The organism is Paenibacillus sp. VTT E-133291, from assembly GCF_002264395.1.
Classification (GTDB): domain Bacteria; phylum Bacillota; class Bacilli; order Paenibacillales; family Paenibacillaceae; genus Paenibacillus_AQ; species Paenibacillus_AQ nitricinens.
Genome location: NZ_NFVA01000002.1, coordinates 1 through 26,062 on the forward strand (window position 1 = coordinate 1; position 26,062 = coordinate 26,062).

At 42.9% G+C, this 26,062-nt stretch carries 27 protein-coding genes and 1 pseudogene; 15 read left to right on the plus strand and 13 right to left on the minus strand.

The genetic code is table 11. The features are described from left to right. Positions 1–798 precede the first annotated feature (798 nt). From CA598_RS01165 to CA598_RS01180, 4 genes are read right to left on the minus strand one after another with little or no spacing between them, the layout of a single operon-like run. Positions 799–1,329: a hypothetical protein gene (locus CA598_RS01165; RefSeq protein WP_094875039.1), complete on the minus strand. Its 531-nt coding sequence runs from the start codon at positions 1,327–1,329 to the stop codon at positions 799–801. 40 nt (positions 1,330–1,369) lie between these two features. Beyond that, positions 1,370–2,053: a hypothetical protein gene (locus CA598_RS01170; protein WP_094869449.1), complete on the minus strand. Its 684-nt coding sequence runs from the start codon at positions 2,051–2,053 to the stop codon at positions 1,370–1,372. Further along, positions 2,050–2,943, minus strand: coding sequence for an ABC transporter ATP-binding protein (locus CA598_RS01175; protein ID WP_094869448.1), 894 nt, complete (start codon positions 2,941–2,943; stop codon positions 2,050–2,052). The genes CA598_RS01170 and CA598_RS01175 overlap by 4 nt, the downstream gene beginning before the upstream one ends. After that, positions 2,940–3,311 (minus strand): GntR family transcriptional regulator, encoded by a 372-nt coding sequence (locus CA598_RS01180; RefSeq protein ID WP_042186911.1) that lies wholly within the window; start codon positions 3,309–3,311, stop codon positions 2,940–2,942. Before CA598_RS01180 ends, CA598_RS01175 begins: the two co-directional genes overlap by 4 nt. Positions 3,312–3,541: 230 nt before the next feature. Here CA598_RS01180 and CA598_RS01185 point away from each other — a divergent pair, with 230 nt between their 5' ends. Then, the gene (locus CA598_RS01185) at positions 3,542–4,351 is read left to right on the plus strand and encodes a class I SAM-dependent methyltransferase (RefSeq protein ID WP_094875040.1); all 810 of its coding nucleotides are present in this window, start codon (positions 3,542–3,544) and stop codon (positions 4,349–4,351) included. Here CA598_RS01185 and CA598_RS01190 read toward each other — a convergent pair. The 3 genes from CA598_RS01190 to CA598_RS01200 all read right to left on the minus strand — a co-directional run bounded on the left by CA598_RS01190 (position 4,343) and on the right by CA598_RS01200 (position 6,322). Next, complete coding sequence (locus CA598_RS01190) at positions 4,343–5,590, minus strand: S8 family peptidase (protein ID WP_094875041.1); 1,248 nt, start codon at positions 5,588–5,590, stop codon at positions 4,343–4,345. The genes CA598_RS01185 and CA598_RS01190 overlap by 9 nt on opposite strands. Before the next feature lie 86 nt (positions 5,591–5,676). Further along, positions 5,677–6,225: a MerR family transcriptional regulator gene (locus CA598_RS01195; protein WP_143812370.1), complete on the minus strand. Its 549-nt coding sequence runs from the start codon at positions 6,223–6,225 to the stop codon at positions 5,677–5,679. Then, on the minus strand, positions 6,182–6,322 hold the full coding sequence (locus tag CA598_RS01200; protein ID WP_306440446.1) for a MerR family transcriptional regulator: 141 nt from the start codon (positions 6,320–6,322) through the stop codon (positions 6,182–6,184). The genes CA598_RS01195 and CA598_RS01200 overlap by 44 nt, the downstream gene beginning before the upstream one ends. Here CA598_RS01200 and CA598_RS01205 point away from each other — a divergent pair. The 12 genes from CA598_RS01205 to CA598_RS01265 all read left to right on the plus strand — a co-directional run bounded on the left by CA598_RS01205 (position 6,314) and on the right by CA598_RS01265 (position 16,413). After that, positions 6,314–6,775: an MATE family efflux transporter gene (locus CA598_RS01205; RefSeq protein ID WP_094875044.1), complete on the plus strand. Its 462-nt coding sequence runs from the start codon at positions 6,314–6,316 to the stop codon at positions 6,773–6,775. The two genes, CA598_RS01200 and CA598_RS01205, sit on opposite strands and share 9 nt — an antisense overlap. A 441-nt stretch (positions 6,776–7,216) precedes the next feature. Further along, positions 7,217–8,254 carry an ABC transporter substrate-binding protein gene (locus tag CA598_RS01215; protein WP_094869442.1) on the plus strand — a complete coding sequence of 346 codons (1,038 nt, stop codon included), beginning with the start codon at positions 7,217–7,219 and terminating at the stop codon, positions 8,252–8,254. 16 nt (positions 8,255–8,270) lie between these two features. After that, positions 8,271–9,260 carry a FecCD family ABC transporter permease gene (locus CA598_RS01220; protein WP_052404239.1) on the plus strand — a complete coding sequence of 330 codons (990 nt, stop codon included), beginning with the start codon at positions 8,271–8,273 and terminating at the stop codon, positions 9,258–9,260. Between the two features lies 1 nt (position 9,261). After that, a complete protein-coding gene (locus CA598_RS01225; protein ID WP_094875046.1) occupies positions 9,262–10,041 on the plus strand; it encodes an ABC transporter ATP-binding protein in 780 nt (259 codons plus the stop codon). 44 nt (positions 10,042–10,085) lie between these two features. After that, complete coding sequence (locus CA598_RS01230) at positions 10,086–10,613, plus strand: HugZ family pyridoxamine 5'-phosphate oxidase (RefSeq protein ID WP_094869439.1); 528 nt, start codon at positions 10,086–10,088, stop codon at positions 10,611–10,613. Positions 10,614–10,616: 3 nt separating this feature from the next. Further along, a complete protein-coding gene (locus CA598_RS01235) occupies positions 10,617–11,045 on the plus strand; it encodes a DinB family protein (RefSeq protein WP_094875047.1) in 429 nt (142 codons plus the stop codon). Positions 11,046–11,171: 126 nt separating this feature from the next. Beyond that, positions 11,172–11,579, plus strand: a complete 408-nt coding sequence (locus CA598_RS01240) for a MerR family transcriptional regulator (RefSeq protein ID WP_094875048.1) — start codon at positions 11,172–11,174, stop codon at positions 11,577–11,579. 68 nt (positions 11,580–11,647) lie between these two features. Beyond that, the gene (locus CA598_RS01245; protein ID WP_179283557.1) at positions 11,648–12,559 is read left to right on the plus strand and encodes an alpha/beta hydrolase; all 912 of its coding nucleotides are present in this window, start codon (positions 11,648–11,650) and stop codon (positions 12,557–12,559) included. A gap of 193 nt (positions 12,560–12,752) precedes the next feature. Continuing rightward, positions 12,753–13,343, plus strand: coding sequence for a TetR/AcrR family transcriptional regulator (locus CA598_RS01250; protein WP_094869435.1), 591 nt, complete (start codon positions 12,753–12,755; stop codon positions 13,341–13,343). A 187-nt stretch (positions 13,344–13,530) separates the two neighbouring features. After that, the gene (locus tag CA598_RS01255; RefSeq protein WP_094875050.1) at positions 13,531–14,274 is read left to right on the plus strand and encodes an SDR family oxidoreductase; all 744 of its coding nucleotides are present in this window, start codon (positions 13,531–13,533) and stop codon (positions 14,272–14,274) included. A gap of 87 nt (positions 14,275–14,361) precedes the next feature. Next, entirely contained in the window at positions 14,362–15,447 is a 1,086-nt protein-coding gene (locus CA598_RS01260; RefSeq protein WP_094875051.1) for a glycerol dehydrogenase, read from the plus strand. Positions 15,448–15,552: 105 nt separating this feature from the next. Beyond that, positions 15,553–16,413, plus strand: coding sequence for a divergent polysaccharide deacetylase family protein (locus tag CA598_RS01265; RefSeq protein WP_094875052.1), 861 nt, complete (start codon positions 15,553–15,555; stop codon positions 16,411–16,413). On the opposite strand, the gene CA598_RS01270 is transcribed toward CA598_RS01265, so the two are convergent. Then, a complete protein-coding gene (locus tag CA598_RS01270; RefSeq protein ID WP_256990302.1) occupies positions 16,400–17,152 on the minus strand; it encodes an N-acetylmuramoyl-L-alanine amidase in 753 nt (250 codons plus the stop codon). The genes CA598_RS01265 and CA598_RS01270 overlap by 14 nt on opposite strands. Before the next feature lie 182 nt (positions 17,153–17,334). Between CA598_RS01270 and CA598_RS01275 the strand changes: the two genes are divergently transcribed. Then, on the plus strand, positions 17,335–17,523 hold the full coding sequence (locus CA598_RS01275) for a YqzE family protein (protein ID WP_076283115.1): 189 nt from the start codon (positions 17,335–17,337) through the stop codon (positions 17,521–17,523). 172 nt (positions 17,524–17,695) lie between these two features. Here the strand turns inward: CA598_RS01275 and CA598_RS01280 are convergent, their stop codons facing one another. The 3 genes from CA598_RS01280 to CA598_RS01290 form a co-directional block, all read right to left on the minus strand. Beyond that, positions 17,696–18,727, minus strand: coding sequence for a hypothetical protein (locus CA598_RS01280; protein ID WP_094875053.1), 1,032 nt, complete (start codon positions 18,725–18,727; stop codon positions 17,696–17,698). 155 nt (positions 18,728–18,882) lie between these two features. After that, positions 18,883–19,947: a YqhG family protein gene (locus CA598_RS01285; protein WP_094875054.1), complete on the minus strand. Its 1,065-nt coding sequence runs from the start codon at positions 19,945–19,947 to the stop codon at positions 18,883–18,885. Continuing rightward, a complete protein-coding gene (locus tag CA598_RS01290) occupies positions 19,944–21,689 on the minus strand; it encodes a DEAD/DEAH box helicase (protein WP_094869429.1) in 1,746 nt (581 codons plus the stop codon). The genes CA598_RS01285 and CA598_RS01290 overlap by 4 nt, the downstream gene beginning before the upstream one ends. 415 nt (positions 21,690–22,104) lie before the next feature. On the opposite strand from CA598_RS01290, the gene CA598_RS01295 reads away from it, so the two are divergent. Next, positions 22,105–24,750, plus strand: a complete 2,646-nt coding sequence (locus CA598_RS01295; RefSeq protein WP_094875055.1) for an adenosylcobalamin-dependent ribonucleoside-diphosphate reductase — start codon at positions 22,105–22,107, stop codon at positions 24,748–24,750. Between the two features lie 266 nt (positions 24,751–25,016). On the opposite strand, the gene CA598_RS01300 is transcribed toward CA598_RS01295, so the two are convergent. Beyond that, a complete protein-coding gene (locus CA598_RS01300) occupies positions 25,017–25,322 on the minus strand; it encodes a hypothetical protein (protein WP_094875056.1) in 306 nt (101 codons plus the stop codon). 92 nt (positions 25,323–25,414) lie between these two features. After that, positions 25,415–25,831 (minus strand): annotated as a pseudogene (locus CA598_RS33410) (YheC/YheD family protein). Positions 25,832–26,062 lie beyond the last annotated feature (231 nt).

The following is a 26,062-nucleotide window of genomic DNA, read 5'->3' on the forward strand; positions in this document are numbered from 1 at the left end:
GTGGAGGTTCGAGTCCTCTCGACCGCATCACTAGAAACTCCCTTGAGAAATCAAGGGAGTTTTCTTTACGTGCATATAAGGTTGACTAACCAGTAACCCTAGATAAGGGAGTATCATTTTCATTGTGGATGGAGCCTAGGTTCATAAGAGTTTTGTATAATACAGTGAACTTACAGGTATATAAATAGGTGTGTATCTGAGGGAAAGTCAGGGAGCATTGGAGTTGGATTTATTAAAGGAGAATTCAAGATTATAGGGAATTTCTCCCTATAATTATTAGAATTCAGTTATTTTCAATAAGTATAAGGAATTACTCCCTATAAATTCGGATAAAACCCCAAATACGATAAAATCCAATGAATTAAAGGGAGGTTTTCCCTATATCCATCGATTTATGGACAAAAGCGTAAATTTAAAGGGAGGAATTCCCTATATCCGTGATTGAGACTGAGAAAAAGTAGAAAGTGAGGCATATATGCACCAGAATTACCCCCGGAAATTCCCATAGTCGCCTCAGCCTACAAAATTACATTTATAAATAATACGGGGTGGCTAACACCTTGATTTCTGCAAATTTGCATTAATTCTTACTTCAGAAGAAATCTTCGAGCCATCCGTGAGGATATACCTGTACATTCTCAGTTTTTGAACTTAATGAGGAAGATATCATGTACAAAAAGCTGATCATTTGCAGGCTTTTTCTAGTTCGGTGAAGAGTATGGGTGAATAAAGGTATATCATTTTGATTCTGAGATGTGAACGGATGGTTCATGAAAGTTCTGATGATCATGGTATGACTTAGCTTAATAAATATCGAATTAACCCTAATAAAGCGAAGGCGAACAAAACTGTCCCAGCACCAATGCCTGTAATTGCACTGTTTGCGACCTTAAGTTTTTTAGATATGAATAGTGATACGATAGAGATTGCAACAAGAAGTGCTGCTAAAAGGTATAAACTGAAATCGTTAAACACACTTTTTAAGCCAATAAAATGAATCCCTACTATAAAAGAAATCCAAGGAGCAACGTAATCATTATACTTACATTTCATCAATATAGAAGCGCCAGCGCCAGCCAAAAATAATTCAACATAGACAGAAATTAGATAATTATCAAAAGAGGTCTTGTCATTTAATACGGAGGGAGCATCCCAGTTCGTCACACTTAAATAGACACCAATCAAGCAGATGAGAAGGGATACACCAGAAGCTACGCCAATATATTTTCGCCAGCTGGATCTGGGATTTTCTTGTGCCCAACCAAACCAACTAAAACTAAACATACCGAATATAGAAGCATACATGGCGTAATCCCTCACATAATCCATACAGTACCTCCTATAATGTTTAGATATTCGAGGCAGTGCCTTATACTGTAGACTTCCGAAGCATCCAAAACGATAAGAGTGCATACAAGACCGTCAAAGGCATGCTCCACAAGGCAATTTCAAATGCGGTATGGCTAACGAACCAATTAAATAGATCTCCCCACCAATGATAATACGTCATTAACAATCCAGCGACGCTGTACACAATAAACATGACTGCTGCGAAAATGAATAGGCCACTTCTGCCGAATCTGCGGAAGATACTGGAGATAACAAATCCCCAATAAAACATATGCAACATGATCACGAAATAGATCCACAGCTGCTCTAGGACAGTACCGTCATTCAAGTATGGCATATGAAAATAATGTAGCTGCACACCCCATCCAGGTGTTAATTTGGTTTCTACAATAGATAGCAGGAACAGAAGAAGTGAGAAGCCGGCACTTGTTATAACGGCCATTAAGGAGGTGCCGAAGAAATAATCTGTCCTCCGTATGCTTAAGCCCAAGGCAAAGGGGAAGGTCTGAACCAAAATGATGATACCTATGACAAACATATAAATAAAGATAGAGACTAGGCCACCGGTATACATTGGTTCTTGCATGAAACAAGCTATGACGAGATTGACGAGAAAACTGGACAATAATATGATCCAAGGCATAAATAACCAAAACCATTTATCCTTGTAGTGCATTTTTAATATCCCTGTCATATGGTTCATTGTGCTGCCACTTCCTTTCCTTGAGATCTTCTATTTGTGAGATGAACAATTAACTGTTGTAAAGAGATAGGGGAGATCTCCAGACCTAGCATCTCAGCACGTGTTAGATCTGTTGAGTTTAAGCCAATAACAGTGGCAGAAAGTAATCCGCCAAAGGATTCACGAGAGATAACCTCTTTACCGGAGATTAAATCTTCCACCTTCGCAGTCGCACCGATCACCTTAGCGGCTCGCCCGCGAAGCGCTTCAGCATCCTCATTGATAATCAGCTTACCGTTGTCGATAACAATGACATGCTCTAACAGCTGGCTTACCTCATCAATTAAATGGGTAGACAAGACAACTGTTCGTGGATATTCTGAATAATCCTCAATTAATCGATTGTAAAACAGGCTTCTAGCCACAGCATCCAGACCTAAATAGGGCTCGTCAAATATAGTTAGGGGAGCTCGGCTAGCTAGACCTACTACAATACCCACCGCCGAGAGCATACCTCTGGACAGCTTCTTTATTCTTCTTTTTAAGGGTAGATTGAAGTCTTTGATTAAAGAGTGGGCATAGTCCCGATCAAAGTTAGGGAAAAATAACGCAGAAACCTCTAGAACATCGATAATACGGTACGTATCTGGGTACTTTTGGCTTTCCTTAATGAAGCAAATCTGATTGAGTACGCGGTTATTCTCGTAGGGATGTTCCCCGAACACCTTCAGATCACCACTTGTAGCAAATAACTGTGCTGTAATCATGTGCATGATTGTTGTTTTCCCCGCACCATTTCTGCCAAGCAGACCATAGATTTTGTTCTTTTCTAAAGAAAAATTAATGTCTTGGATGACGGTTACCTTTCCGTACGACTTGGTCAGTCCCTTGATCTCAACGACTTCATTCATGACCGATTATCTCCCCTCTGAATCATCTTCGTTAATTGATCCAACGTAATTCCTAATTTCTCTGCTTCACGGATCATAGTTACAACATATTGCTCATAAAATTGTTCTTTTCTCTTTTCCATCAATACTGTGCGCGCTCCAGAAGCTACAAACATGCCGATACCTCGCTTTTTGTATAAAATTCCTTGGTCGACAAGCAAATTCACACCTTTCGCAGCCGTAGCCGGATTGATCTGGTAAAAAACAGCAAATTGATTTGTAGAAGGAACCTGTGATTCCTCCAGGAGTGTTTCTTCGATGATGTCATTTTCTATCCGTTCGGCGATCTGCATAAATATTGGTCGAGTATCATCCATTAAGCTTCCCATGTATTCACCGCCATGTTCATTGGTTAGTTAGTTATGTAATTAACCATATATGTAATGGACTTATTTGTCAATCATTTCTATGTGGATTTTTTGATCCTTTGAGCCCAAATCCAGCGAATTGCCGTATCAGCATAAATAAAAGGCAGTTCGGTCAAACCGAACTGCCTTTTATTTTAGTTGGATGTCTGCTATGATTTTGTCCTATTAGAAAACAAGAGAAGGGTGAACCTATGAATGGATATGGTCCGGATTTATTTAAAGGTACGGCAGTGTACTATTCAGAATATCGGCCGCAGTATCCTTCATCCCTTATTCGGTACTTAATTCAGAAGTTTTCGCTTAACGGAGAAGGCCGTCTGCTTGATTTAGGGTGTGGTACGGGTCAGCTGGGACTAAGATTTAGTGATTGGTTTGAAGAAATGATAGGTGTAGATACGGAAAGTGAAATGTTGGAAGAGGCTAATCGTCTATCAACACTCCATAGGGTAGATAACGTTAGTTGGATACTTGGTAGAGCAGAAGAGTTGCAGAACGACTGGGGTTCCTTCCGTCTTACCATCCTGGCCAAAGCCTTTCATTGGATGGATAGGACAGCCCTTCTTGAAATTCTACATCATAGTTTGATCGATAATGGTGGATTAGCGATTATTGATACTTTTAATGTAGGGCATGAGCCATTATCTTGGCAGCTTAAGGTAAATGAAGTAGTAAAACGCTGGTTAGGTAACGAAAGAATAGCAGGAGACAGCATCTATACTCATCCTAAAGAAAGACATGAGGATATTGTTGCGCGATCTAGTTTTAAGGATGTGGAAAGATTGATTTTACCGAGTTATTCAGTGACATGGACGGTGGATTCTATTCTTGGAAATTTGTATTCCACATCCTATGCTTCAAAGCGTTTATTTGGAGATCACTTAGAACAATTTGAAGCGGATTTGAAATCTTCTTTATTAGAAATTGAGCCTATGGGTAAATTTACTGAAGTGTTGTCAGTTTCTGTTATCACAGCTTTAAAGAAGGAAGCAAAATCACAATAAGAATCTCGCATTAATCTCACCAGAGCCGGCTGTGTTAGGTTTTAGTTTAAGAGAGAATATGTTCTTTTTCAGTATGCATTTTACTTGCTTAGGGGATAGAGATGGATTTCTCTGCAACAATTGAGCGATCACACCGGAGACTATTGGGGTTGAGACGCTGGTACCGGACAGTACAAAATAATTTTTAGCGATCCGCAAGTAAGGAAGCTCGCGATCTAGCTTGGAGTGAGGCGCACGAAGAGAAATAATGGTCTCGCCAGGAGCTACGAGGTCTGGTTTCTTTCGCCCTCCAGGTGCAGGTCCGCGGCTTGAATATGAAGTAATCCGGTCGTCCTTTTGTGTGAGCGTGCGGCGATCATCCACTGCACCTACGGTAATTGCAGAAGGACTAATACTAGGAGATTCTATCGTCCTGCGTCCAGGGCCGCTATTTCCAGCTGCAATCACAACAGTGAGTCCAGCCTTTATTGCTTTTTCTACGGCTTGGCACAGCGGATCGTCAGAACAAGGTAAATTTACCGTACCCCCTAATGACATCGAAAGGATACGTAGTTTTAGTCGCTTTCGATTCGCAATACACCACTCGATTCCTTTAATAATCGTGGAGTCATATCCGTCACCATTTTTATCGAGTACTTTAACACCGACGACCCCTGCCTCTGGAGCAGGGCTTTTGTATTTTCCTTTGCTCATCCATCCGTTGCCTGCCGCATCGCCTGCGATATGTGTTCCATGACCGTTATCGTCGTAGGGAAGTTTTCTGTGATTGATAAAATCTTTAAAAGCTACGATACGGTTACAGGGCTGAATCAGATCAGGGTGTCTATACACTCCTGTGTCAAGAATGGCAATGTTGATTCCTTTTCCGGTAAGTCCCTGTTTCTTTTGGACGGATGTAGAACCGATGGATGGTGTCGCTATATAAAGTGATGTCTTTTTAATTCCGTCTACATAGATTTTATCGATTCCATGCCAACTGCACATCTGTTTCAGACAGTTCATCGAAACTAGTGATGATACAGAATTTAGTATAGGAAGATGATGTTTGATAGGAAAGTCGTGTGATTCTAGATGTTTTTGTAATGACTTCAGCTGTGCCGGGGTCATTTTTTGTTTGAATTTAATAATGATAGGGATTTTAGCGGATGTACCGCGACGGACTTGGGAGTGTTGAATTCTTTTTCTTAGCGCCCTATGGATTCTTGAATTGTATTGCTCTAGCCACAATTGTCGGCTCATTTATTAATGGATCACCTCACAAGTGCATTATATGCACCACTGATCCAGTGGGTACGAATCTACGAATCTACGAAACTAGGAATAGATCATGCAGATTTTAACAATACTTGAATCTCATAAACCCACTGAAACATTCCGGTGAAAATTACTGACTGGATGACGAATGGAATTTCCGTATATTCGGCTTTAGCATACGCAGTGATATTCTGCATCGTTTCCATTCTCTGCTGCTCTGAGCAATAACCATTGAGATAAGTTCCTTTTGGTAAATCAAAAGTAAATGCATCTTTTGGCTCATCTCCAAGCTGTTGATTCAATGCATTCTGCAGTTGATGGAAACTTTCGAGGCTGGTTTTCTGTAGTGACGGAATTTTGACGATTGCTCTTTGTCCCGAGACTTTGGTTGAAAAATGGGTAGAGGATAGGGGAACATCAGATAAATAAGCATGGTTTTCGTATTGTTCTCGTAAAATTCCAAGTTGTAATTTCGTCTTTTTGAGCTGCTTAATTTCCTGTTCTATTTCCTCGTCCTTTGTTTTTAGAAAACTATTCATATAATCAAGATTATCATTCGTAAAAACATCTTTAATCTTATGAAGTGGCATATTCTTTTTTTTTGCAGAAGTTAATGACATCCAGATAAATTAGCTCTATATCTGAATAATAGCGATAACCAGAGGAGGGATCTACTTTTGCAGGCTTCAGCAGGTCGATTCGGTCATAATGCCGCAAGGTCTCGATAGTTGTGTATCAGAACTGATAGCGGTAGCCATTAGAATAGTTACATTGGTTGGTGTGGTTTGCACTGCAATACTGATTATTTTTAAATCTCCCTTTATTTCTCTTTTTGTAAAAGACAATCTTCAGGTCATGAATACATCCAGTGAGATCATCACATTTTATAGCGTTAATTTTATCTTTGTGGGGGCCAATATTATTATTAACGCTCTGTATACAGCTATTAACAATCCTAGAACATCCGCGATTTTGGCGATTTTACGATATGTCTTGTTGATAGGGAATTTCTTTATCCTTCCTTTAATATTGGGTAATATCGGCTTATGGCTTTCTTTATGTAGTGGCAGAAATAATCTGCGTCGTGGTAAGCTATGTTTGTTTGAACAAGACAAAGCAAAAGTGGAGTATCAACTAGTTATTCAGAGTGAAGAAGAGAGCAATAGATGATCCTTGAATTACCGTATCATGCAGGAGAGCGACTAGTGTTACGTTCCTCCTGCTGCCTCTATTATTGCCTTGAGGATGGCGAGAAGTGTTATGTATGTCCAAGGCTAACGGAAGAAGAACGAGAAGAGAAATGAGTGAAGATTCACTCCATTCTATAATTAAATATTTAGGTTTATTATGCATATTGACCACGTCCTTTAGATGTGGTTTTTTTGTTAATTTAAAAAAGTGAAAATTTCATTCAATACTGAATTCCTATTTATCTACAAGAAAGGTTGTCCTTTTTAATTGGGATGTTTAAGGCGTTTTTGCTGGTTTAAAATTTAAATAAAATTCTTGACACTTCCCAATGATAACCATTATCATAGGAAAGGTAGATGAAAATGAAAATCATTATCACTACATGAAACGTATAATTATACATACTCGGAGGGATAGATTTTGAAGAAATTATTAGTACTTCTGGTGGTTGCAGCGCTTACTGCAATGACTGCATGTTCGTCCACCAATACAGCGGACAATCAAACCAAGAATGAAGCTGTAACGAATACAGCTGCTAATGAAACGAAAGAAGCAAATGCAGCGAATGCAACAGAAGCAGCGAAAACAGCGGATGCTGGAAAGGTGTACAGTCTGGAGAATGATGGTGTAGATGAAGCATTGTTCAATGAAGCATTAAGCCAGTTTCCAGCCACAGCTCCACAGCGAATTGTAACTACATCTGTCCCATTAACAGAAATGCTCTATTTGCTTGGAATCACACCAGTTGGGGTGCCAACCTCCACCAATCCAATCCCTGCTGACTTTGAATCGATAGATAAAATTGGCTCGCCAATGGCACCGGATCTTGAAGTAGTAACAAAGCTTGAGCCAGACTTGCTGCTGGGGGCAGAATCGCTTCGAAGCACGCTGGATAAGACACTGGAAGGCATGGACTTGCAAAAAGCATATCTACGCACAGAATCCTTTGAGGATTTAAAGCTTAGCCTTAAAGTATTAGGCACTTATTTTAATAAAAAAGATGAAATGAATACGGCTTTGAGTAAGATTTTGGATAAAGAGAATGAGCTAAGCAAATTAGCCGAAGGAAAAGAACTGCCGAGCGTGATGCTCGTTATTGGAACCGCTGATTCCTTCATGGTTATGAGTGAGAAATCTTATCTGGGTAGCTTGGTTAAGAAGCTTGGCGCTGATAATATCGCTACTTCTGTACTTAAAGTTACAGATACTTACTCTCCTATAAACATGGAAAACGTCGTAGCCGCTGATCCTGACGTTATTCTCGTATTGGCTTCAGGTGACCACGGAGCGACCAAGGATAAATTTAAAAAAGAAATAGAGAAAAATGAAACTTGGACGAAGCTGTCCGCTTATAAAAACGACAAAATCCAGATTTTAGATTACAGTGTGTTCGGTGTAACTTCGATCATTAACGCAGAAACAGCCCTAACTGAAATCGCAAAATACTTCTATGAATAATTAAAGGAGACAGCAAGTGATAAATACATCTCGTAGCAGAATAGTTGTTATTGTAACGGTTCTATTAGCGCTCGTAGCCGCGATTATTGCCATCGGATTAGGCTCTGTATTCATTCCGGTATCAGACATACTAAGTACGATCTTTGGTTCATCGTCTAAGGCGGTGAATGCCACCATCATTTGGGATATTCGATTGCCGCGTGTGTTACTGGCGATGATCATCGGAGCGAATATAGCGATCTCGGGCGCACTGCTGCAAGCTGTGATGGGTAACCCACTTGCTGATCCTGGATTGACGGGTGTAACTAGTGGCGCGGCTGCATGTGTTCTTGTCATAATGCTTGCTGCACCACAGTATACTGAGTTCATTCCGATTGCCGCTTTTGTTGGAGGGCTAATTGCTGCCGGTATTGTATATGCATTAGCGTGGAGACGAACCGGTATTTCACCGATTACTATTATTTTATCTGGCGTTGCTGTGAATGCACTTTGCGGAGGACTCATTGGGCTATTAACAATCATGTACAGTGATAGACTTCCTGCAGCGGTTCAATGGCTTAACGGCAGTCTTGCGGCAAAAGGGAATAATGCGTTGATGATGGTCTTCCCATATGCGATTGCAGGTTGGATCTTATCGTTCTTTGCCATTCGTAAGGCAAATATCATTCGTCTGGGTGATCAGGTGGCTTCGAATCTGGGTGAAAATGTGAACCGAATTCGTATCCTGCTCTCCTTGCTGGCAGTATTTCTAGCGGCTATTTCTGTAGCAGCCATTGGAATGATCGGATTTGTCGGTCTAGTTGTACCTCATATGGCGAGATTGCTCGTGGGTTCAGATTACAAATATCTTTTGCCGATGAGTATGGCTCTTGGTGCGTTGGTTCTGTTAATTGCGGATACAGGTGGACGTACCCTGTTTGCACCCCTAGATATCCCTGCGGGTATCCTTATGGCTGTGATTGGCGGACCCTATTTTCTATACCTGATGAGAAAGAAGGCGTTCTAACATGTTTACTGTCGATTCCATTTCGATTCGGTATGAGCAGAAAAGCGTGATTAACAACTTCTCTTTTTCCGTAAAAAAAGGTGAGATCGTCTCCATTATAGGACCGAACGGCTCCGGTAAATCCACTTTGCTCAAAGCGGTATCACGGCTAATTCCTTATCACACGGGTACGGTCATACTCGATGGTACGGATCTGAAGACCATGAGCGCCAAACAAGTCGCACGAAAAATGTGCATGCTGAGCCAGAAAAATCAAGCACCGAGTGATATGACTGTGATCGATCTGGTCTCGTATGGCAGATATCCACACAAAAAGTGGTTTGAAAGATTAAACCAAGAGGATATGGACATTGTTCATTGGGCCCTTGAAAAGACACATTTGATAGAGTATAAGGACCGAGCAGTGGCTTCATTGTCAGGTGGAGAATCACAGCGAGCCTGGATTGCAATGGCTTTAGCACAACGCCCTTTGATCATGTTGCTTGATGAACCCACCACGTACTTGGATATCTCGCATCAGCATGAAGTGCTTGAGCTTGTTCGCGAGTTAAATCAAGATATGGGCATGACCGTAGTGATGGTGCTGCATGATCTCAATCAAGCTTCTGCTTATAGCGATAGTATTGTTGTAGTGCAGGCGGGTGAGAAGGCGATGTATGGCACACCCAATGAAGTCATGACAACCGATATGATAAGGGATATATACCGGATGGATGCGGAAGTCCAGTATGTGCCTACAGAGAAGAAACCTCGTATTCATTTGTTGAGTACCGTTCGATAGATTCATAGTGTCATTACACAACCTATTCATGGAGGGATTTTTGTATGAAGAAGCCAGTAGATGTAGAAAAAAATAAAGAAAACTACTTACAATTTATTAATAAACGCAAGAATCTGATTCTGAGTTTAATTGATGATGAAGGAAAGCCCTTTATTAGCTATGCGCCTTTCGTAAAGAAAGACGGCAAGCTGTATATTTATATTAGTAAGATTGCAGAGCACTATGGCTATATGGAAAATAATGATTTTGTGGATGCTTTTCTAATTGCGGATGAGTCTGAAACAAACAATAAATTTGCAACTGAGCGTGTGCGCTGGAGCTGTACCTCAAACAATATCGGCAATGATGGACATGAGGATATCTTTGAATTGTTTAATGCTGATCATGGTGAAGCTATGCTGAAATTGCTGCGCGGACTGGATTTTTCCCTTTTCGAACTGAATCCGTTAAAGGGGCGTTATGTTGTAGGTTTTGGATTGGCCTTCGATATTGATGTAGATGCAAATATATTTAATCACGTTGTTATTGATAAGAAGAAAGATGAAGAAGCAACAGTACAAGGGAGCAAATAGCCGATGACTATAACTTCAATACTGCCCATCTGGCAAGCGGTTCAAGAGCGGTTTCATAAAATGGTGAAGGCATTGCCGGAAGAAGATTTAAATCTTAAATTAGGGAATTCATCCATCGGAGGATTGATTTCTCATAATGCCGAGGTAGAATTTATGTTTGCAGAGTGGTTCTTTGGCAGACCTAAACCTCAAGCCGACGATGCAGCATATACTACATTAAGTGAGCTGGTGGACCTGCTGACGTCTTCTAATGAGAATCTAATTGCAGCGATGCGGGAGCTTCCGGAAGATGCTTGGCATGAAAGCGTAGAGTCGTCTTTTGGCACATCAACTCCGCTTGAAGCAATAGGCAGACTTATGTATCACACAGGTATTCATGCCGGACAGATTTCTATGATTCAGAAAAATGCGGTTCGAAGTGAAGTGCTGTAAGGTAAAAGAGTAGAGTAGACATCGGGAAACGGCAGAAATGCCGTTTTTTTGTGTGTGATACCCTCTGTATGATCTGGATTATCTGGATTTTGGTATAATATAGGGAATTCCAAGGGGGCGTAGATCATGACGGAGTACTTGCGAGGCCAAATGGCCAAGATGGCAAATGTGAATATGGAAACACTGAGGTATTATGAGGAACTCGGACTAATTAGATCACCTTTGCGTTCAGAAGCTGGATACCATCTTTATTCTGAAGAGGCGCTAAACCGACTAACGTTTATCCAAAATGCAAAGCTATGCGGGTTCACCCTAAAGGAAATTAAAAAGGCACTGTTAAAATCGGAAAGTAGTGGCATTAGCATAGATGATTTTGTAAACGTTGTAGATAAAAAAATAGAACGAGTCCGTAGTGAAATTGCAAAACAGGAAATAAAGCTCACCGCACTTGCAGAGTTGAGGAAAAATTTATTAGCCACGGATAAGCATCCAGGCGTGCAATCGACGCTAGAAATACTAAAAATGGAATCTTAACTTGACCTTGTAGTCTCCTACAGGCTTTACAATTCGAGAGGAAGAGATCTGTAGGAGGGATAATGAATATGGACAAAACGAGTATAGAACAGCTTGCAGCGATCAAAGACTACCTGAAACAAACCAATCGGTTTGAAAGTAAGTCTGTAGAGCATATCCGGCAAGAAATGGTTGAGGCGGCTGCGAATATGCCTAGTCATACGGATGTTACAGTCGAGCGGGTCAAGGTTGGGCCATTAAGCGGAGAGTGGATCATTCCTGTGGAAGCAGGTCCACCTGATGATAAAGTGATTCTTTATTTTCATGGTGGTGGTTTGATTGCAGGCACTTGTGAATTTTATCGGGATCTGGTATCACGAATTGCAAAAGCTAGTGGTATGAAAGTACTAATGATTGAGTATCGTCTTGCACCCGAGTATATCTATCCCGCTGCTAATGAAGATTGTATAGGGGCTTACCGGTGGTTGCTTGCGAATGGATATTCTGCCCGTGACATCCTGTTTGGGGGAGATTCTGTGGGAGCCAGCCTTGCGCTGATGACTCTGATTTCGTTGAGGGATGAGGGGAGGGAGTTACCAGCGGGTGCTTTTTTAATCTCACCTCATACGGATCTTGTCCATCTAGACGGAGAATCGTATCAGAGTCGTGCATCGCTTGATCCGACAGGTAGCTTAGAGGGAAATAAACGTATACTCGATGCATATGTAGGTAGTCGAACCGAGAGGGCTTCAATATTATCGCCGTTAAGAATGAATTTGCAGGGATTGCCTGATTTACTCGTTCAAGTAGGCGACCATGAGGTGCTTTTAAGTGATTCAACGAGATTGGCTGAACAGGCGAGAGTAGCGGGGGTTCATGTGGAACTGGAAATATGGGAGAAGATGTGGAGTGTTTTTCATTTCTTAGCGTACATGCTCCCAGAAGCAGAGCAGGCGATTTCGAAGATTGGCAAGTTTGTTAGGGCGAAGCTGGACGAGTGAGAAAGTAGATGAAAGTAATGAACCTTCTTGAGAAATCAGGGAGGTTTTTTGTTGTTGGGATATGGTAGGTACTCAGCGGCTGATGAGAATTGGATTGATTCAACAAATGACAAAGTAACGTTATTGTCAGTTCGTTTTTGAATATTATATGCTATGATAAGTACCATCAGAAATAGAGCGAGGGGAAATACCAATGTCGAATGATCTTCCATTATCTAAAGAAAACATTCTGGATGCGGCTGAACAAGTGCTCCGGCGTTTTGGCCCGGATAAGACTTCAGTTGTTGATGTAGCGAGGGTACTGAAGGTTAGTCATGGTACGCTATATAGACATTTTTCCAGTAAAGCAGCTTTGCGCGAATCGGTAACCGAAAGATGGTTGCATCAAAATATTTTAGCCCCATTGAAGGACGTTACGGAGCAATTTGATGGGAATGCCAAAGTGCAGCTACGTCTGTGGTTAGATACTTTAGTCCGCAGTAAACGAAGCTATGCTGTAGATGATTCCGAAATGTTTGCTATGTACGCCTCTGTAACTTTAGAAGCCGTAGATATGATTACCCAACACGTAGATCAATTAATTGGGCAACTCGCACGCATTCTTGAAAAAGGTATACAAACCGGGGAGTTTAAAGCATTGGAATCAGAGGTTACGGCAAGAGCTATTTTTAATGCAACATCACGATTTCATCATCCTGCTCACGCGAAAGAGTGGCAGTCGGGTTCGATTGATCAGGAGTTTGCCTCCGTTTGGGATTTGATGCTTTCCGGAATTTCGTCATAAATTGTTATAGCATAATTCATAATAGAAAAATGATGGACTAAACCTTTTGATGAAGATCGGAAGGTTTTTTTGCGTCTGGAGAACAATTATATTGAATGACAAAAAATAATAATTGTCACTTGTTATTTGCGGGTGTTCGATTTATAATCAGACCAACAAGAAAGACAAACAATAGGGGGAATAAATGATGGAACAAAATTTGGTTGGAAAAGTTGCATTAGTGACTGGAGCTTCAAGAGGTATGGGACGAGAAATTGCGGTGAACTTGGCGTTGCATGGTGCGAAGGTTGTTGTTAATTATGCAAGCAGTTCAAGTAAGGCAGAGGAAGTTGTGAACGAAATTAAGCAAAAGGGTGGAGAAGCTATCGCTATCCGGGCGGATATCAGCCAAGTGACAGAGCTGGAACAATTATTCCAAGCCACATTGGAATCTTATGGACAAATCGATATTCTCGTTAACAACGCAGGCATTATGATCACAAAGCCGATTGCGAGTATGACGGAAGAAGACTTCGACAAACAGTTCGCCATCAATGTGAAGGGTACCTTTTTTGCTTGCCAGCAAGCGGCTAAACATATGGGTGAGAACGGACGGATCATTAATTTCTCGACATCAGTGACAGGTCAGATGTTCCCAACCTACAGCGTTTATGCGGGAACAAAGGGAGCTGTGGAACAATTCACTCGTCAGTTAGCTAAAGAATTTGGACGAAAAGGAATCACCATTAATGCGGTTTCACCAGGTCCTGTTAATACGGAACTTTTTACAGTAGGGAAGTCAGCTGAAGAGATTGCAAATGTTGGGAGTATGAATTCTTTTGGACGGTTGGGTGAGCCTGAGGATATTTCAAGTGTAGTGCTGTTTCTAGCCAGTAAAGAATCACAGTGGGTTACGGGCCAGACGATTCGTGTGAACGGGGGATTTATTTAAGACAAAAGTCGATAGCATCTTTTTTTATAGCCAGTCTGAAGCAACACTCCTTAGAATAAAAGAATATACAAAAAGAGGAGTGAAACCATGACGCAGATCATATGTTCACCGACTAAATATATTCAGGGGTATGGCGAGATTCGTAAGCTGGGAGATTATTGTTTGCAGCTAGGATCGAACAGAGCTTTTGCGATTATAGATCCTTTTATTTTTTCCATGTACAAGGAGGATATCTTACACAGCTTTGAAGTGAACGATATTCCCCTTATGATGCGCGAATTCAAGGGTGAGTGCAGCCGTAATCAGGTGGATGAGATAGTGCTGGAACTTGGCCTGAAGGACGCTGAAGTTATCTTAGGAATCGGTGGCGGCAAGACCTTAGATACGGCAAAAGCAGTAAGCCACATGGCGGATCTCCCGGTAGTTATTGTACCCACAGTGGCCTCGACGGATGCACCTTGCAGCGCTATATCAGTGTTGTATACGGACGAAGGTGACTTCGACTGTTACCTTCCATTAAAAAGAAATCCTGATATGGTGATCGCAGATATCGATATCATCGCTAAAGCTCCTGCAAGATTGCTGGTGGCTGGAATGGGTGATGCTTTGTCCACCTATTACGAAGCAAGAGCTTGCCGTCAATCAGGAGCGGTTACTCATGCAGGCGGGACTGGCACAATCGCATCGTTCTCTTTAGCACGTGCTTGTCTGGACACACTTCTTGCTGAAGGTGAATCCGCACTCCTGGATGTTAAACAGGGGATCATCTCTTCTGCAGTGGAACATATTGTTGAAGCTAATATTTACTTGAGCGGCGTTGGGTTTGAGAGTGGTGGGCTTGCTGCAGCCCATGCTATTCATAACGGACTGACCCTGCATGAGGAATGCAGGAATGTGCTACATGGTGAGAAGGTTGCCTTTGCTACGATCGTGCAGTTGGTCTTGGAGAAGGCTTCAGAAGATGAGATCGCTCAGGTCATTGGTTTCTGCAAAAAAGTCGGCCTTCCCGTTACACTTAAGGAGCTTGGGATTACCAGTAGCGATATGGATAAATTAATGGTGGTGGCAGAAGCTAGCTGCTCCCAGGATAGCCCAATGAAGAATATGCCATTTGAAGTTCAATCTGTGGATGTGCTGGAAGCAATCCTTGCCACAGACAAGCGCGGGTATTAGCAACAGCTCGATTGTAAATTTTTGCGAACCCTCCCCGTACATATTTAACCTTCGTGAACCAAACAATGAGAACAATTGTTTAAGACGAAGGAGGCGTTCCTCTTGATGAAGGACAGTCGAAAGGTTAAACGTTACTTACTGAATTGGCTTGCTGTTGCTGCAGTATTAATTACCACAATTGTTCCGGCTACGCCGGCTGTCTCTGCTGCCACGTCTAAAGACAACGCTACAAATACGCAGCTTGAAGAGAGTGCACCAAAACGTGATAAGGTCGCTATCATTATTGACGATTTCGGCAATGGCATGAAGGGGACAGATGAAATGTTCTCGTTACCGATAAAGCTTACTGTAGCCGTCATGCCTTTTTTACCTACATCCGTAAAGGATGCCACCCGCGCCCATGAACGCGGAGATGATGTTCTGGTTCATTTGCCGATGGAGCCGCGCCAAGGTAATCCTAAATGGCTTGGACCAGGAGCCATATTGTCCAAAATGTCCGATGAGGAAGTGCGACAAAAGGTTGAGGCAGCACTCGATAATGTTCCTTATGCGATCGGGATAAATAACCATATGGGTTCGAAAATTACCGGAGACGAGCGGATTATGGCAGTAATCTTATCTGTATGCAAAGAACGAGGATTATTTTTTGTAGACAGCAAGACCAACTACCGTTCCGTTGCTGGCAATATGGCTTATCGTATGGGGTTGCCACGTGTAGAGAACCATATCTTTTTAGATGACACACATACAGCAAGTCATGTTCTGAAACAAATGGGTCTCGTCAAAGACATGGCGAAGGATCAACGATTTTGTGTAACGATTGGTCATGTTGGTGTATTTGGGAAAGAGACCGCCGCAGGAATCCGCAGCGGTATTGAACAGATGAAAGACAATGTTGAGTTTATAGGGATCTCTGATCTGGTTAAAAACGAGATGAAATGGAGCTCCCAACTTAAACTTCCATAAGATAAGCTACAATACCATCAGCGATGGCTTCAGCGATTTGTTGCTGCCCTTTAGGGGTGCATAACTTTGCGCGGTCAGTCGGACTGCTTACAAAACCCGCCTCAACGATAACCGTTGTGGCGGTTATTTTGTTGAGTAAATAAAAGGGCTTACCTGGTCGTGGATGAGCTTCGACATCATAAAGATTATTTAGCTGATGCTGAATGGACTTAGCAAGGATGAAGCTACGGCCCTCTTGACGGTACAATACAAGTGGACCATGTTTGGATGGGGAAGGCGCCCAGTTAATATGGATGCTTACCACTACAGTAGCAGGTAATGTCTCAGCAAGTTCTTTACGCTGTGCAAGATCCCGCAGATGTCGAGATTTACTACGCAGCCAGCGGTTCTCATCACTTGGGGCATAATCTCCATTGCGGTTTAAAGCAACGTCAAAGCCATCGCTACCCAGAAGTAGAAATAATCGACGTGAGATATCTAACGTGATATCTTTTTCAAGAATATTACCGTAGGAAGTTCCACCGTCGATGCCTCCGTGTCCCGCATCAATTAGAATCATACGGTGACCGTGACCTAATAAATGCTGACGGTCATCCTTCATCACGGGTTTCTCTGGTGTCGCAGAGGCTAAGGAGCCGCCCATAAACAACATTAGTAGTCCTAGGGTAGTTAAAGTGATTCGAAAGCCAAATATAGCAGCTGCTGTTCTGGGAAAGGGTTGTTTTCTCCAGTTGTTCAAGTGAAACGCCTCCTTGCAAGTGAATAACGTCTTCTGGATTCTTTGTTAGATTGTGCTTTAAAAGGTAAACCTATTCGACAAATCAGAAGTCTGTAGTTTAGATCCAAGTGGAGTGGTGCACACTAAGACCATGGAACGGATGCTGATAATCTGAATTTACGTACATTTTAGGAGGTGTTAAAATGGCTTCCGGTGGCGATGAGCTTGTAAAGTATATAACGGAGAAGGTAGTCGTATATATCGAGGATCCGCGTGCCATTCATGCTCGCAGAGCGGCTACGAAGCAGCCGTGGTCACAGAAATGGTTCGGCATGCTCCCGCTTGGGTGGTCTATCTGGCGAAGCAAGTGGAGTCATGGCAAAAAAGAATAAACGTTTAAATAGCAAATAACCTTCCAGTGCCATTATTCATGGGTGGCAGTGGAAGGTTATTTGCGTTTGTTTAAATATAAGAATTTATATGCTTACGTTATAAATTATCCTTCTATTTCTCGCATAAACACTTACCGTCCTCATAAGGACGCCGAAGGCGTTTATGCTTGTGTTAACGATTATATCCGAGTGCTTTGGTCGTTCTGTCTGGCAGCTTATGCAGTGTTCCATTATTTTGTAGTGAAGCGAGTGGCAAGTATCGTTTTCCTTCAGGGCCTGAGGCCGCATATACGGTAGTTTTATTGTTCTCAGCTTGACCTTGAGAAGACTGCCAGCTCTGATAGCCTGTAATCATAAACGGTCCTCCGACTAGGTCATTTCGTCCGGCAGCCTGATAAGCGATGCTTTCCTTGGGTCTAATCAGAAGCGCGATATTGTCGCCGCTCACTGTAGTTAGTTTAGGAGCCGTCAGCCATAGGATATCTTCGTAAGGATCATCTGACCCTCCACTATTGAAGGCCGATAGCGGTGATACGTCAGGATTAAGATTAGTAATTACATCTGTTGCAGGAGGCTGCTCTTTAAGAACTTCTTCCGCCTTGCTTAGTGTCCAAGGTAAAATTTGCGGCACGGAAGCATTAATGTAAACCGTCTTTTCGTCAATGGTTATTTTCCAGACCGGTAGAAGCGGTGCATATAAAGCAGTAAGTTTTATTTGTCCTGAAAAAGATGATGTAATGAGACCCTTCTGCACCAAAAACTGGCGCAGATCATTTAAACTGTATGGGAGTCCATAAGTGCCGGCTCCATATTCACTTAGCATATATCCGCCTGTATCGGTGGCGGAAATGATCATGTATCCGATCCGCTCTTCGCCCTTCATCACATTTACAAGCCAGCCATGAGTACCTGGACCAAGGGGATAATATTCTATCCCTGCATCCTTCCAGGCTGTAAATGGAGCTTCTGCAGCGAGCTTGTTCAGTGTAGCCTTAGCGAATTCTTGGACCGTACTGGGAGAAGGTAAGGTACTCATCTTCAATACAGGAATTACATCCTGTGTGACTGACTGGATCACACTTACTCTGGCCAGCGCCAGCGCTGAAGGGGAACCAGAACTGGATACAAACAGTCCAAAGCTTAGAAGCAGGAGGAGGCATCCTTGTCCCGCAAGTTTCAGCCTCCGCCGCAAACTTATTTTCATGGCGTCGATCACCTTTCTTTGTTAAGAAATGTCAGGAAAGTTAAGCTTTACTCTATTGTAGTGGACAGGCTATAAAAAGGCTGTTGCTTGCTGTCGCGCCTCAAGGTAAAAGTTCTCTTGTTTTTTTGCCTGCTTTTAGCGAGTAGGGTCGCATTCTATAGGCTTCGCAGATGAAACAGTCCGTAGGTTATCGCAGAAACTGCAATTTGGGGCTCATATTGCCAGATGGTCTCCTGCCGACGACGGTTATACTGCTCCTGAGTGCCTAAACGCTTTTCTTCATCAGGCTCTTTCAGCAGCTCTCCGTAATAAATATCAATGATAGCCAGCTCGATTCTAAGACGCTCACGTGCCTGTTCTGCCCAAGTGTAATCGAGTTCGGCCAGATGTGAGGTAAGATGAGCCTCTAATAAATCTGTAGCGGCTGTCACTGTTAATTCATAAGGCTGAATATGGACGTTTTCTGGTAAACGGGGGATCATCTCCAGAGAGGCTATCTTAGCGTTGAAGTCATCAATGATGGTCCCTTTTGTCAGAGAGATTCCAAGATAATGCAGTTCTTCCCGTTTCAAATCGCAGCTCATCTCCACTTTATAGCAGACGCCGAGCCATGGTTCATAGGCTGCAGAGAAGAGTGTATTCCGCTGCCTGCTACCGGGATCTTCAAATAAGTAAAGGCATTTCCCTTCATCTTGGGCCGCACTCCAAATTTGCTGCAGGCGCTTGCTACCATAGATGATATCTTCACGTCTTATCATGCCAGGTCCAATGCGAGGCAGCGCTGGAACAATACCGAAGTAGCGGGCTAGGATGCTATCCTCTGGATTTGAGGAAGGGACATGAACCACATTATTTTCAGGTGTTGCTGAATCTAATAGATCCGCGCTGGCCTCAATATCGGTTGACGCATCTACCACTGGACTTCCGGTAATTGGCGGGTTCAATGCTCCGATGCTGCGATTTACCGCTGGAGGAACTTCTATAGCTGCCTGATTATCGTATTTTTCTGGATCAAAAACAAAGGTGAAAGAGAGTGTCTCCGGATCAACACCAGTACGCTCCACGAATCCCCAATAATAAGGTCGATCTGTAAGCATTTTGTCAGCTCTTGGTGATAGCTTTACAGTTACGTGAATGGGCGATACTTCAATAATGGAACATTCTGTAGCCTCCAGATAATCCATTACATGTTTACGTACTTCCTGTGAGTTGAGGGTCATGTCGCAGTCTCACTTTCCTTTTTGATACCCTGAGTCAACTCACTTAGGGATTCACCGATATGATCAAGCTCATTTCGCAGCTCTTCATCGGAGCGGGATTCGAGCATGATTTTGTATAAACTTTTCTCCAGCGATTCTTTCTTCTCAAAACGCTCCAGAATCACATCCAGCCCGCCAATGACCATTTCGAACATATTGATCTTCTCGTGTAGCAGATGAAGGATATGTTCTTCAATCGTACCTTGTGTGGATAAATTGTAGATAACCACGTCATTTTCCTGACCTAACCGGTGCACCCGCCCAATCCGTTGTTCTACTCTCATGGGATTCCAAGGCAGATCGAAGTTGATCATATGGTGACAGAACTGCAGGTTAATGCCCTCACCACCAGCCTCAGTAGCGATCATGACTTGAGCACGACCGCGGAAGAGGTCCATCATCCAGTCCTTTTTACCACGATTCATCCCGCCGGAATAAGAAACACACATTAGCCCATGTTCGCGGAAATACTGAAGCAAATATTCTTGAGTCGCGCGATACTCCGTAAAAACGATGACCTTTTCATTCATTTCTTGAATAAGAGATAGTGTTGTTTCGGCTTTGGTATTGGTCTTAACCGTACGAAGTGTCTGCAATAGCTCCATCATCCGATCGCGTTTCGGCGAATCAGCGGGCAGCTTCTTGATCAGATTAACTAAAGTGATGAAGACGGCATCCCTACTGCTGCACACCTCACGCTGAAGCGTTACCAAGGAAAGCATGCTGCTAAGATTGCCGCCTGATTCCTGATACTGATCTTTAACAAAAGAAGTGACAGCGTCATATAATACTCTCTCTTCCTGTGAAAGAACTAGCGGAATATTACGGACTTTTCGTTTCGTAAAGTTAACTGGACCTTCGCCACGCCGATTACGGATCATCACCTTCGATAGCTCGTCCCTTAGCTGACCTTCATTCTTAGGTTGACGTTTATCAACGACGAAATTCGAAGCAAAATCACCCTGATTTCCTAATTGCCCCGGTTTCAGTAAAGTGATCAAATTAAATAGCTCGCCCAGATCATTCTGAACGGGAGTAGCGGTTAGGAGCAGGCAATATTTTTTACGTAATTGCTGCACAAATAGATAATTGGTCGATTTCTTATTCTTCAGCTTATGCGCTTCATCAATAATCAACATGTCATATTCATTTTCCAGCAGCATTTCTTTATGAGGATCGCGCTTCGCGGTATCCATAGATGCGACGACAATCGCATTCCCCCAGGAATATGCTTTTTTCTGTGCAACAGCAGAGATGCCAAACTTGGCATTCAGCTCGCGGACCCACTGCAATACGAGGGAAGCAGGTACCAGAATAAGTACTTTAGAGACTAGACCGCGGACAAGATATTCCTTGAGTACAAGTCCTGCTTCAATCGTCTTTCCTAGTCCAACCTCGTCTGCAAGAATCGCGCGGCCAGACATCTCAAACAGAACCTTATGCGCGGTATCGAGCTGATGAGGAAGCGGGGATAATCCGGATAAATGCTTCATGCATTGCAGCTCATCGAAGCTTGTTACTAGACCCGTTTGTTCACCCTGCAAGGCAAGCTTGGACAGACGGTAGTCTCCCCACGGACCACCTTTATCTAGTTTAAGTTCTAGATCCTGCAGCCAATTCCGGTCAAAAGAAAGAGGAACAGGCAGTATAGGCGCTGACTTTCCACCTTTGTGAGGTAGAGAATTACGGAATAATTGCGTCATGGTACAGCCTCCTCAGGTGCTAATTTATATCATCATTCGTAGGAGTAGTATGCTCTTAAACAAGAGAATTCATAACCTTCTATTTTTCTTGATAGCCTTTAAAAAAGAGAGTAAAAGCGAGAAAACGCGGCAAGGTTTGCGATATTTCGGCTGCTTGACTCTATTTTCGAAAAAGACCTTCGATACAATATGTGGTATAGTTTAAAAGCTGACGCACACAATATATTGTGACAAAAGCATGAAAATGTGATTTTTTTAAAGTGCATAGCTGCTATTTGTTATTGACAAGATGAACTTCCTACATACACCCGTAAGACGGAAGATAAGTGTAAGGAAGTTTTTGTTGTGGGTCACAAAATGTACGCCCACACCTGAACTGGAACTAATATTTACTACATTGCGGGAGGTTTTTCTATTGGGTAAAGTGGAACGTAAGCAACGCCTTGAAGGGCTAAGTGAAAAAATATTTTTGGATCGTTATGCTTGGAAAGATGCCGACAGCAATAATGCTAAAGTGGGCGATGTTGTACTCGTTCTGACAAAAGATGATCCGAAGTTTCCCACGAAGGAAGTCGGAGAGATCGTAGAACGTAACGGCAGAATCGTAACCGTGAAGACACGGAGCGGCGAACTTGTAAAATCAGATGTTGAAAAGCTGACGCTTAATATAGAAAAAACACCAGAGGAAATGTGGGATCGTCTATCTACAGCTATGGCTTCTGTGGAGAAGACGCCTGAGCTTCAAGAAGAATGGGCGGGTAAATTCCGCTCGATTCTGGATGATTGGAAGCTCGTACCAGGTGGGCGGATTGCGGCTGGTGCAGGCACTAGTGAAGAATTAACATTGTTCAACTGTTATGTAATCCCTTCTCCAAAAGATAGCCGTGGCGGCATTATGGAGACGTTGGCTGAAATGACGGAGATTATGGCGCGAGGTGGCGGTGTAGGAATTAACCTATCCTCACTTCGTCCACGCCGTGCAATTGTGCGAGGTGTCAATGGCTCTTCTAGTGGTTCTGTATCTTGGGGCGGTCTGTTCAGCTATACCACTGGACTAATTGAACAAGGCGGCAGCCGCCGTGGTGCACTCATGCTAATGATTAATGACTGGCATCCAGATGTAGAGGATTTCATTACCGTGAAGCAAACGATGGGTCAAGTGACGAACGCCAACCTTTCGGTATGTGTGAGTAATAGCTTTATGAAGGCTGTAAAAGAAGATCTAGATTGGGATTTAGTGTTCCCGGATACCACAGACCCAGATTACAACGATGTGTGGGACGGCGATCTAGACAAGTGGAAGGCTGCGGGCAAAAATGTTATTCATTATCGCACCGTTAAAGCGCGTGATGTGTGGCGCACTATTATTGAATCCGCTTGGAAATCCGCTGAGCCAGGCGTTGTGTTCATGGAATACTATAATCAGATGTCCAACAGCTGGTATTTTAATCCGATCATTTGTACGAACCCGTGCGGGGAGCAAGGACTGCCAGGCTGGGGAGTTTGCAATTTGTCCGCTGTGAACCTGTCCAAATTCTACGATGAGAAGAATCATGATGTAGACTGGGAAGATCTCGCGACTACAACGCGTTATTCTGTACGTTTCTTGGACAATGTTATTGATAAGACCCCTTATCATTTCCCGGAAAATGAAGCGAATCAGAAAAACGAACGCCGTGTGGGTCTTGGAACGATGGGTCTTGCTGAGCTGATGATCAAATTGAACATCCGTTACGGTAGTCCGGAATCTTTGGCGTTTCTGGACAAGCTTTACGGCTTTATAGCTCGTGAAGCATACCTTGCTTCTGCAGAGATTGCTGGTGAGAAGGGAGCTTTCCTAGCTTTTGACACACAGAAATATTTAATGAGCGGGTTTATGAAAAATATGCTCGAATCGTATCCAGAGGTTGGTGAAGCGATTCGTAAACATGGCATGCGTAACGTTACAGTGATAACACAAGCACCTACAGGCAGCACAGGTACAATGGTAGGTACTTCGACAGGTATTGAGCCTTATTTCGCCTTCAAATATTTCCGTCAAAGCCGCCTTGGATACGATGAGCAGTTCGTTCCAATCGCTCAAGAATGGCTTGAAGCTCATCCAGGTGAAGAGCTGCCAGATTACTTCGTGACCTCGATGGATTTGTTAGCTAAGGATCATATCCGTGCGCAAGCAGCGATTCAACGCTGGGTGGATAGCTCGATTTCCAAAACTGCAAACTGCCCGTCTGACTTCACAGTAGAAGAGACGGCTGAGCTCTATGAAATGGCCTTCGATCTGGGTTGCAAAGGCGTTACGATCTACCGTGATGGTAGCCGTGATGTGCAAGTTCTGCAAACCTCGAAGAAAGAAGACAAAAAAGAAGCCGCTCTGGTTGCAGCAGAGGAAGCTACAACTACTGTAGAAGCAAGCACAAGTGTTGTAGCAGCAAGTCCAACGTCTCAAGTGACTACAAAAGAGGCGGATAAACAATACAAAAAACGTCCGCAGGTTCTGCGCGGCGCTACCTATAAAATTAACACACCATTTGGTATGGCATATATTACAATCAATGATCTTGATGGGATACCTGCTGAAATCTTCCTGAATGTAGGTAAAGCAGGTTCTGACGTCTTTGCTATGGCAGAAGCATTAGGCCGTGTCTGCTCCTTGTTCCTCCGTTACGGAGATCATGGTGAGAAAGTGGAGCTGTTGATCAAACATCTGAAAGGCATTGGCGGATCAGGAGCTATCGGATTCGGAGCGAACCGAGTTGAATCCATTGCTGATGCTGTAGCTAAAGCACTAGAAACACACGTGCTGAACAACGCTCAGGATGATCATGTGCCTGCACCTATCGCAGCGACTTTGGAGCTGGAGGATTTCAATGAAGCGTTGAACGCGGAGTTGAAGGCGAGTGTTCCTCCGGCAGCTTCTATTGAAGATGGTCAAGGCGGACATGGCGCGCATAACCATACTTCTGCTTCCCGTGACCTTTGTCCTTCTTGTGGCGGTGCTTCGCTGATTAATATTGAGGGTTGTAAGACTTGCGGAAATTGTGGGTATAGTCGTTGCGGGTAAGTAATTGACATAGAATAATTTGAATAACTTAGTGTGATTTTTTATTTTAAATGAGAAAAATTCGTTTTAAACGAGAAAAATCATTGATATTCAAGCATTTGCATATTTTTGCATTAGAACTAAGTTTTTAAGCCGGTAAGCCTTTCTGTTAAGGTTTATCGGCTTTTTTATAATAAGCCAAACAGAAACATGAGTTGTTGTTGGTTTGTCACTGAATATAAAGTACGAAACGGATAACCTGCTCTTAGTTGCAAGATTTAATACATCTAGCATAATATTTGGAGAATTGCTTTTGAAAGACCTTCTAATGGCAATCCCTTTGCCAATGGTGAAAAGGCTATGGATACTATTCCTTCCTCCTTCAATACATCCTGCAACCCATTTTCTATCCATCTATCGAGCATTTCTACATTACTGACCGAGCCAACCTCGTCACTGCCATATTTAGCCGTACAGATGAGGATCGGAGCCGTCATAAATTGGCCGGAGGTACCATTATTAAAGATTTTTTCTGTACGAATGTCGATAAAATGAATATCATCCCATACGCCATTCCCTTGGTCATGATCCACGCTGTCACCCCGATAGTCCTGAATCACGTCAATATTGATAAATCAATATCGCTGACCGCAGCTCGTCCTTGTGTGCCTACCTAGCTACTCTTTCAAAAGGTCTCTGCACGAACCGCGTGACCACTACCATGAAGATTAGAGGTTATGCTTCGTGCAGCACCTACTCTTGCGGCCATTCCCGTTAGCTCCCAGCCCCCTTGCCCATTCTTCTAAACAAGCATACGGTAATCATGAAAACATCCGCCAAGTAATTGCAGTGGAATGCCCTGCTGAATGAGGAAGCTTCCTCCGATACAACATTGACGAATAATCGATTCCAGTCGTGAGGCTGAGACCTTCCGAGGGGCTATGATACGGCGATCCTGCCGACTGCCTTGGATATCAAAGACGCCTTGTTTATCCTTCATTTTCTCGATTCTAAGAATACCACGTCCATCCGTACCGTTAGCCGGTTTGATATAGACTACTGGTGTCTGTTTAAGCGGTACTATATAGATGTGGAAAAATATTCAAAAGATTCTCACCGCAGTAATAACCAAACTATCGTGTTGTTTATTACATGTGTTTGTAACCAGCTTTACGATCTATACAGCTTTTCTAAGTAATTTGAACTCAAAAGGTCTAATGAAAAGGGTTGTACTTAACTTCTACTTTGTTCTTTGGTCATAAACTTTAAATCAGTTCAAATAAATTATCTAATCTTGACTTGGAAGAGGGGTTTTCTATTAGTTTTCGCCTTG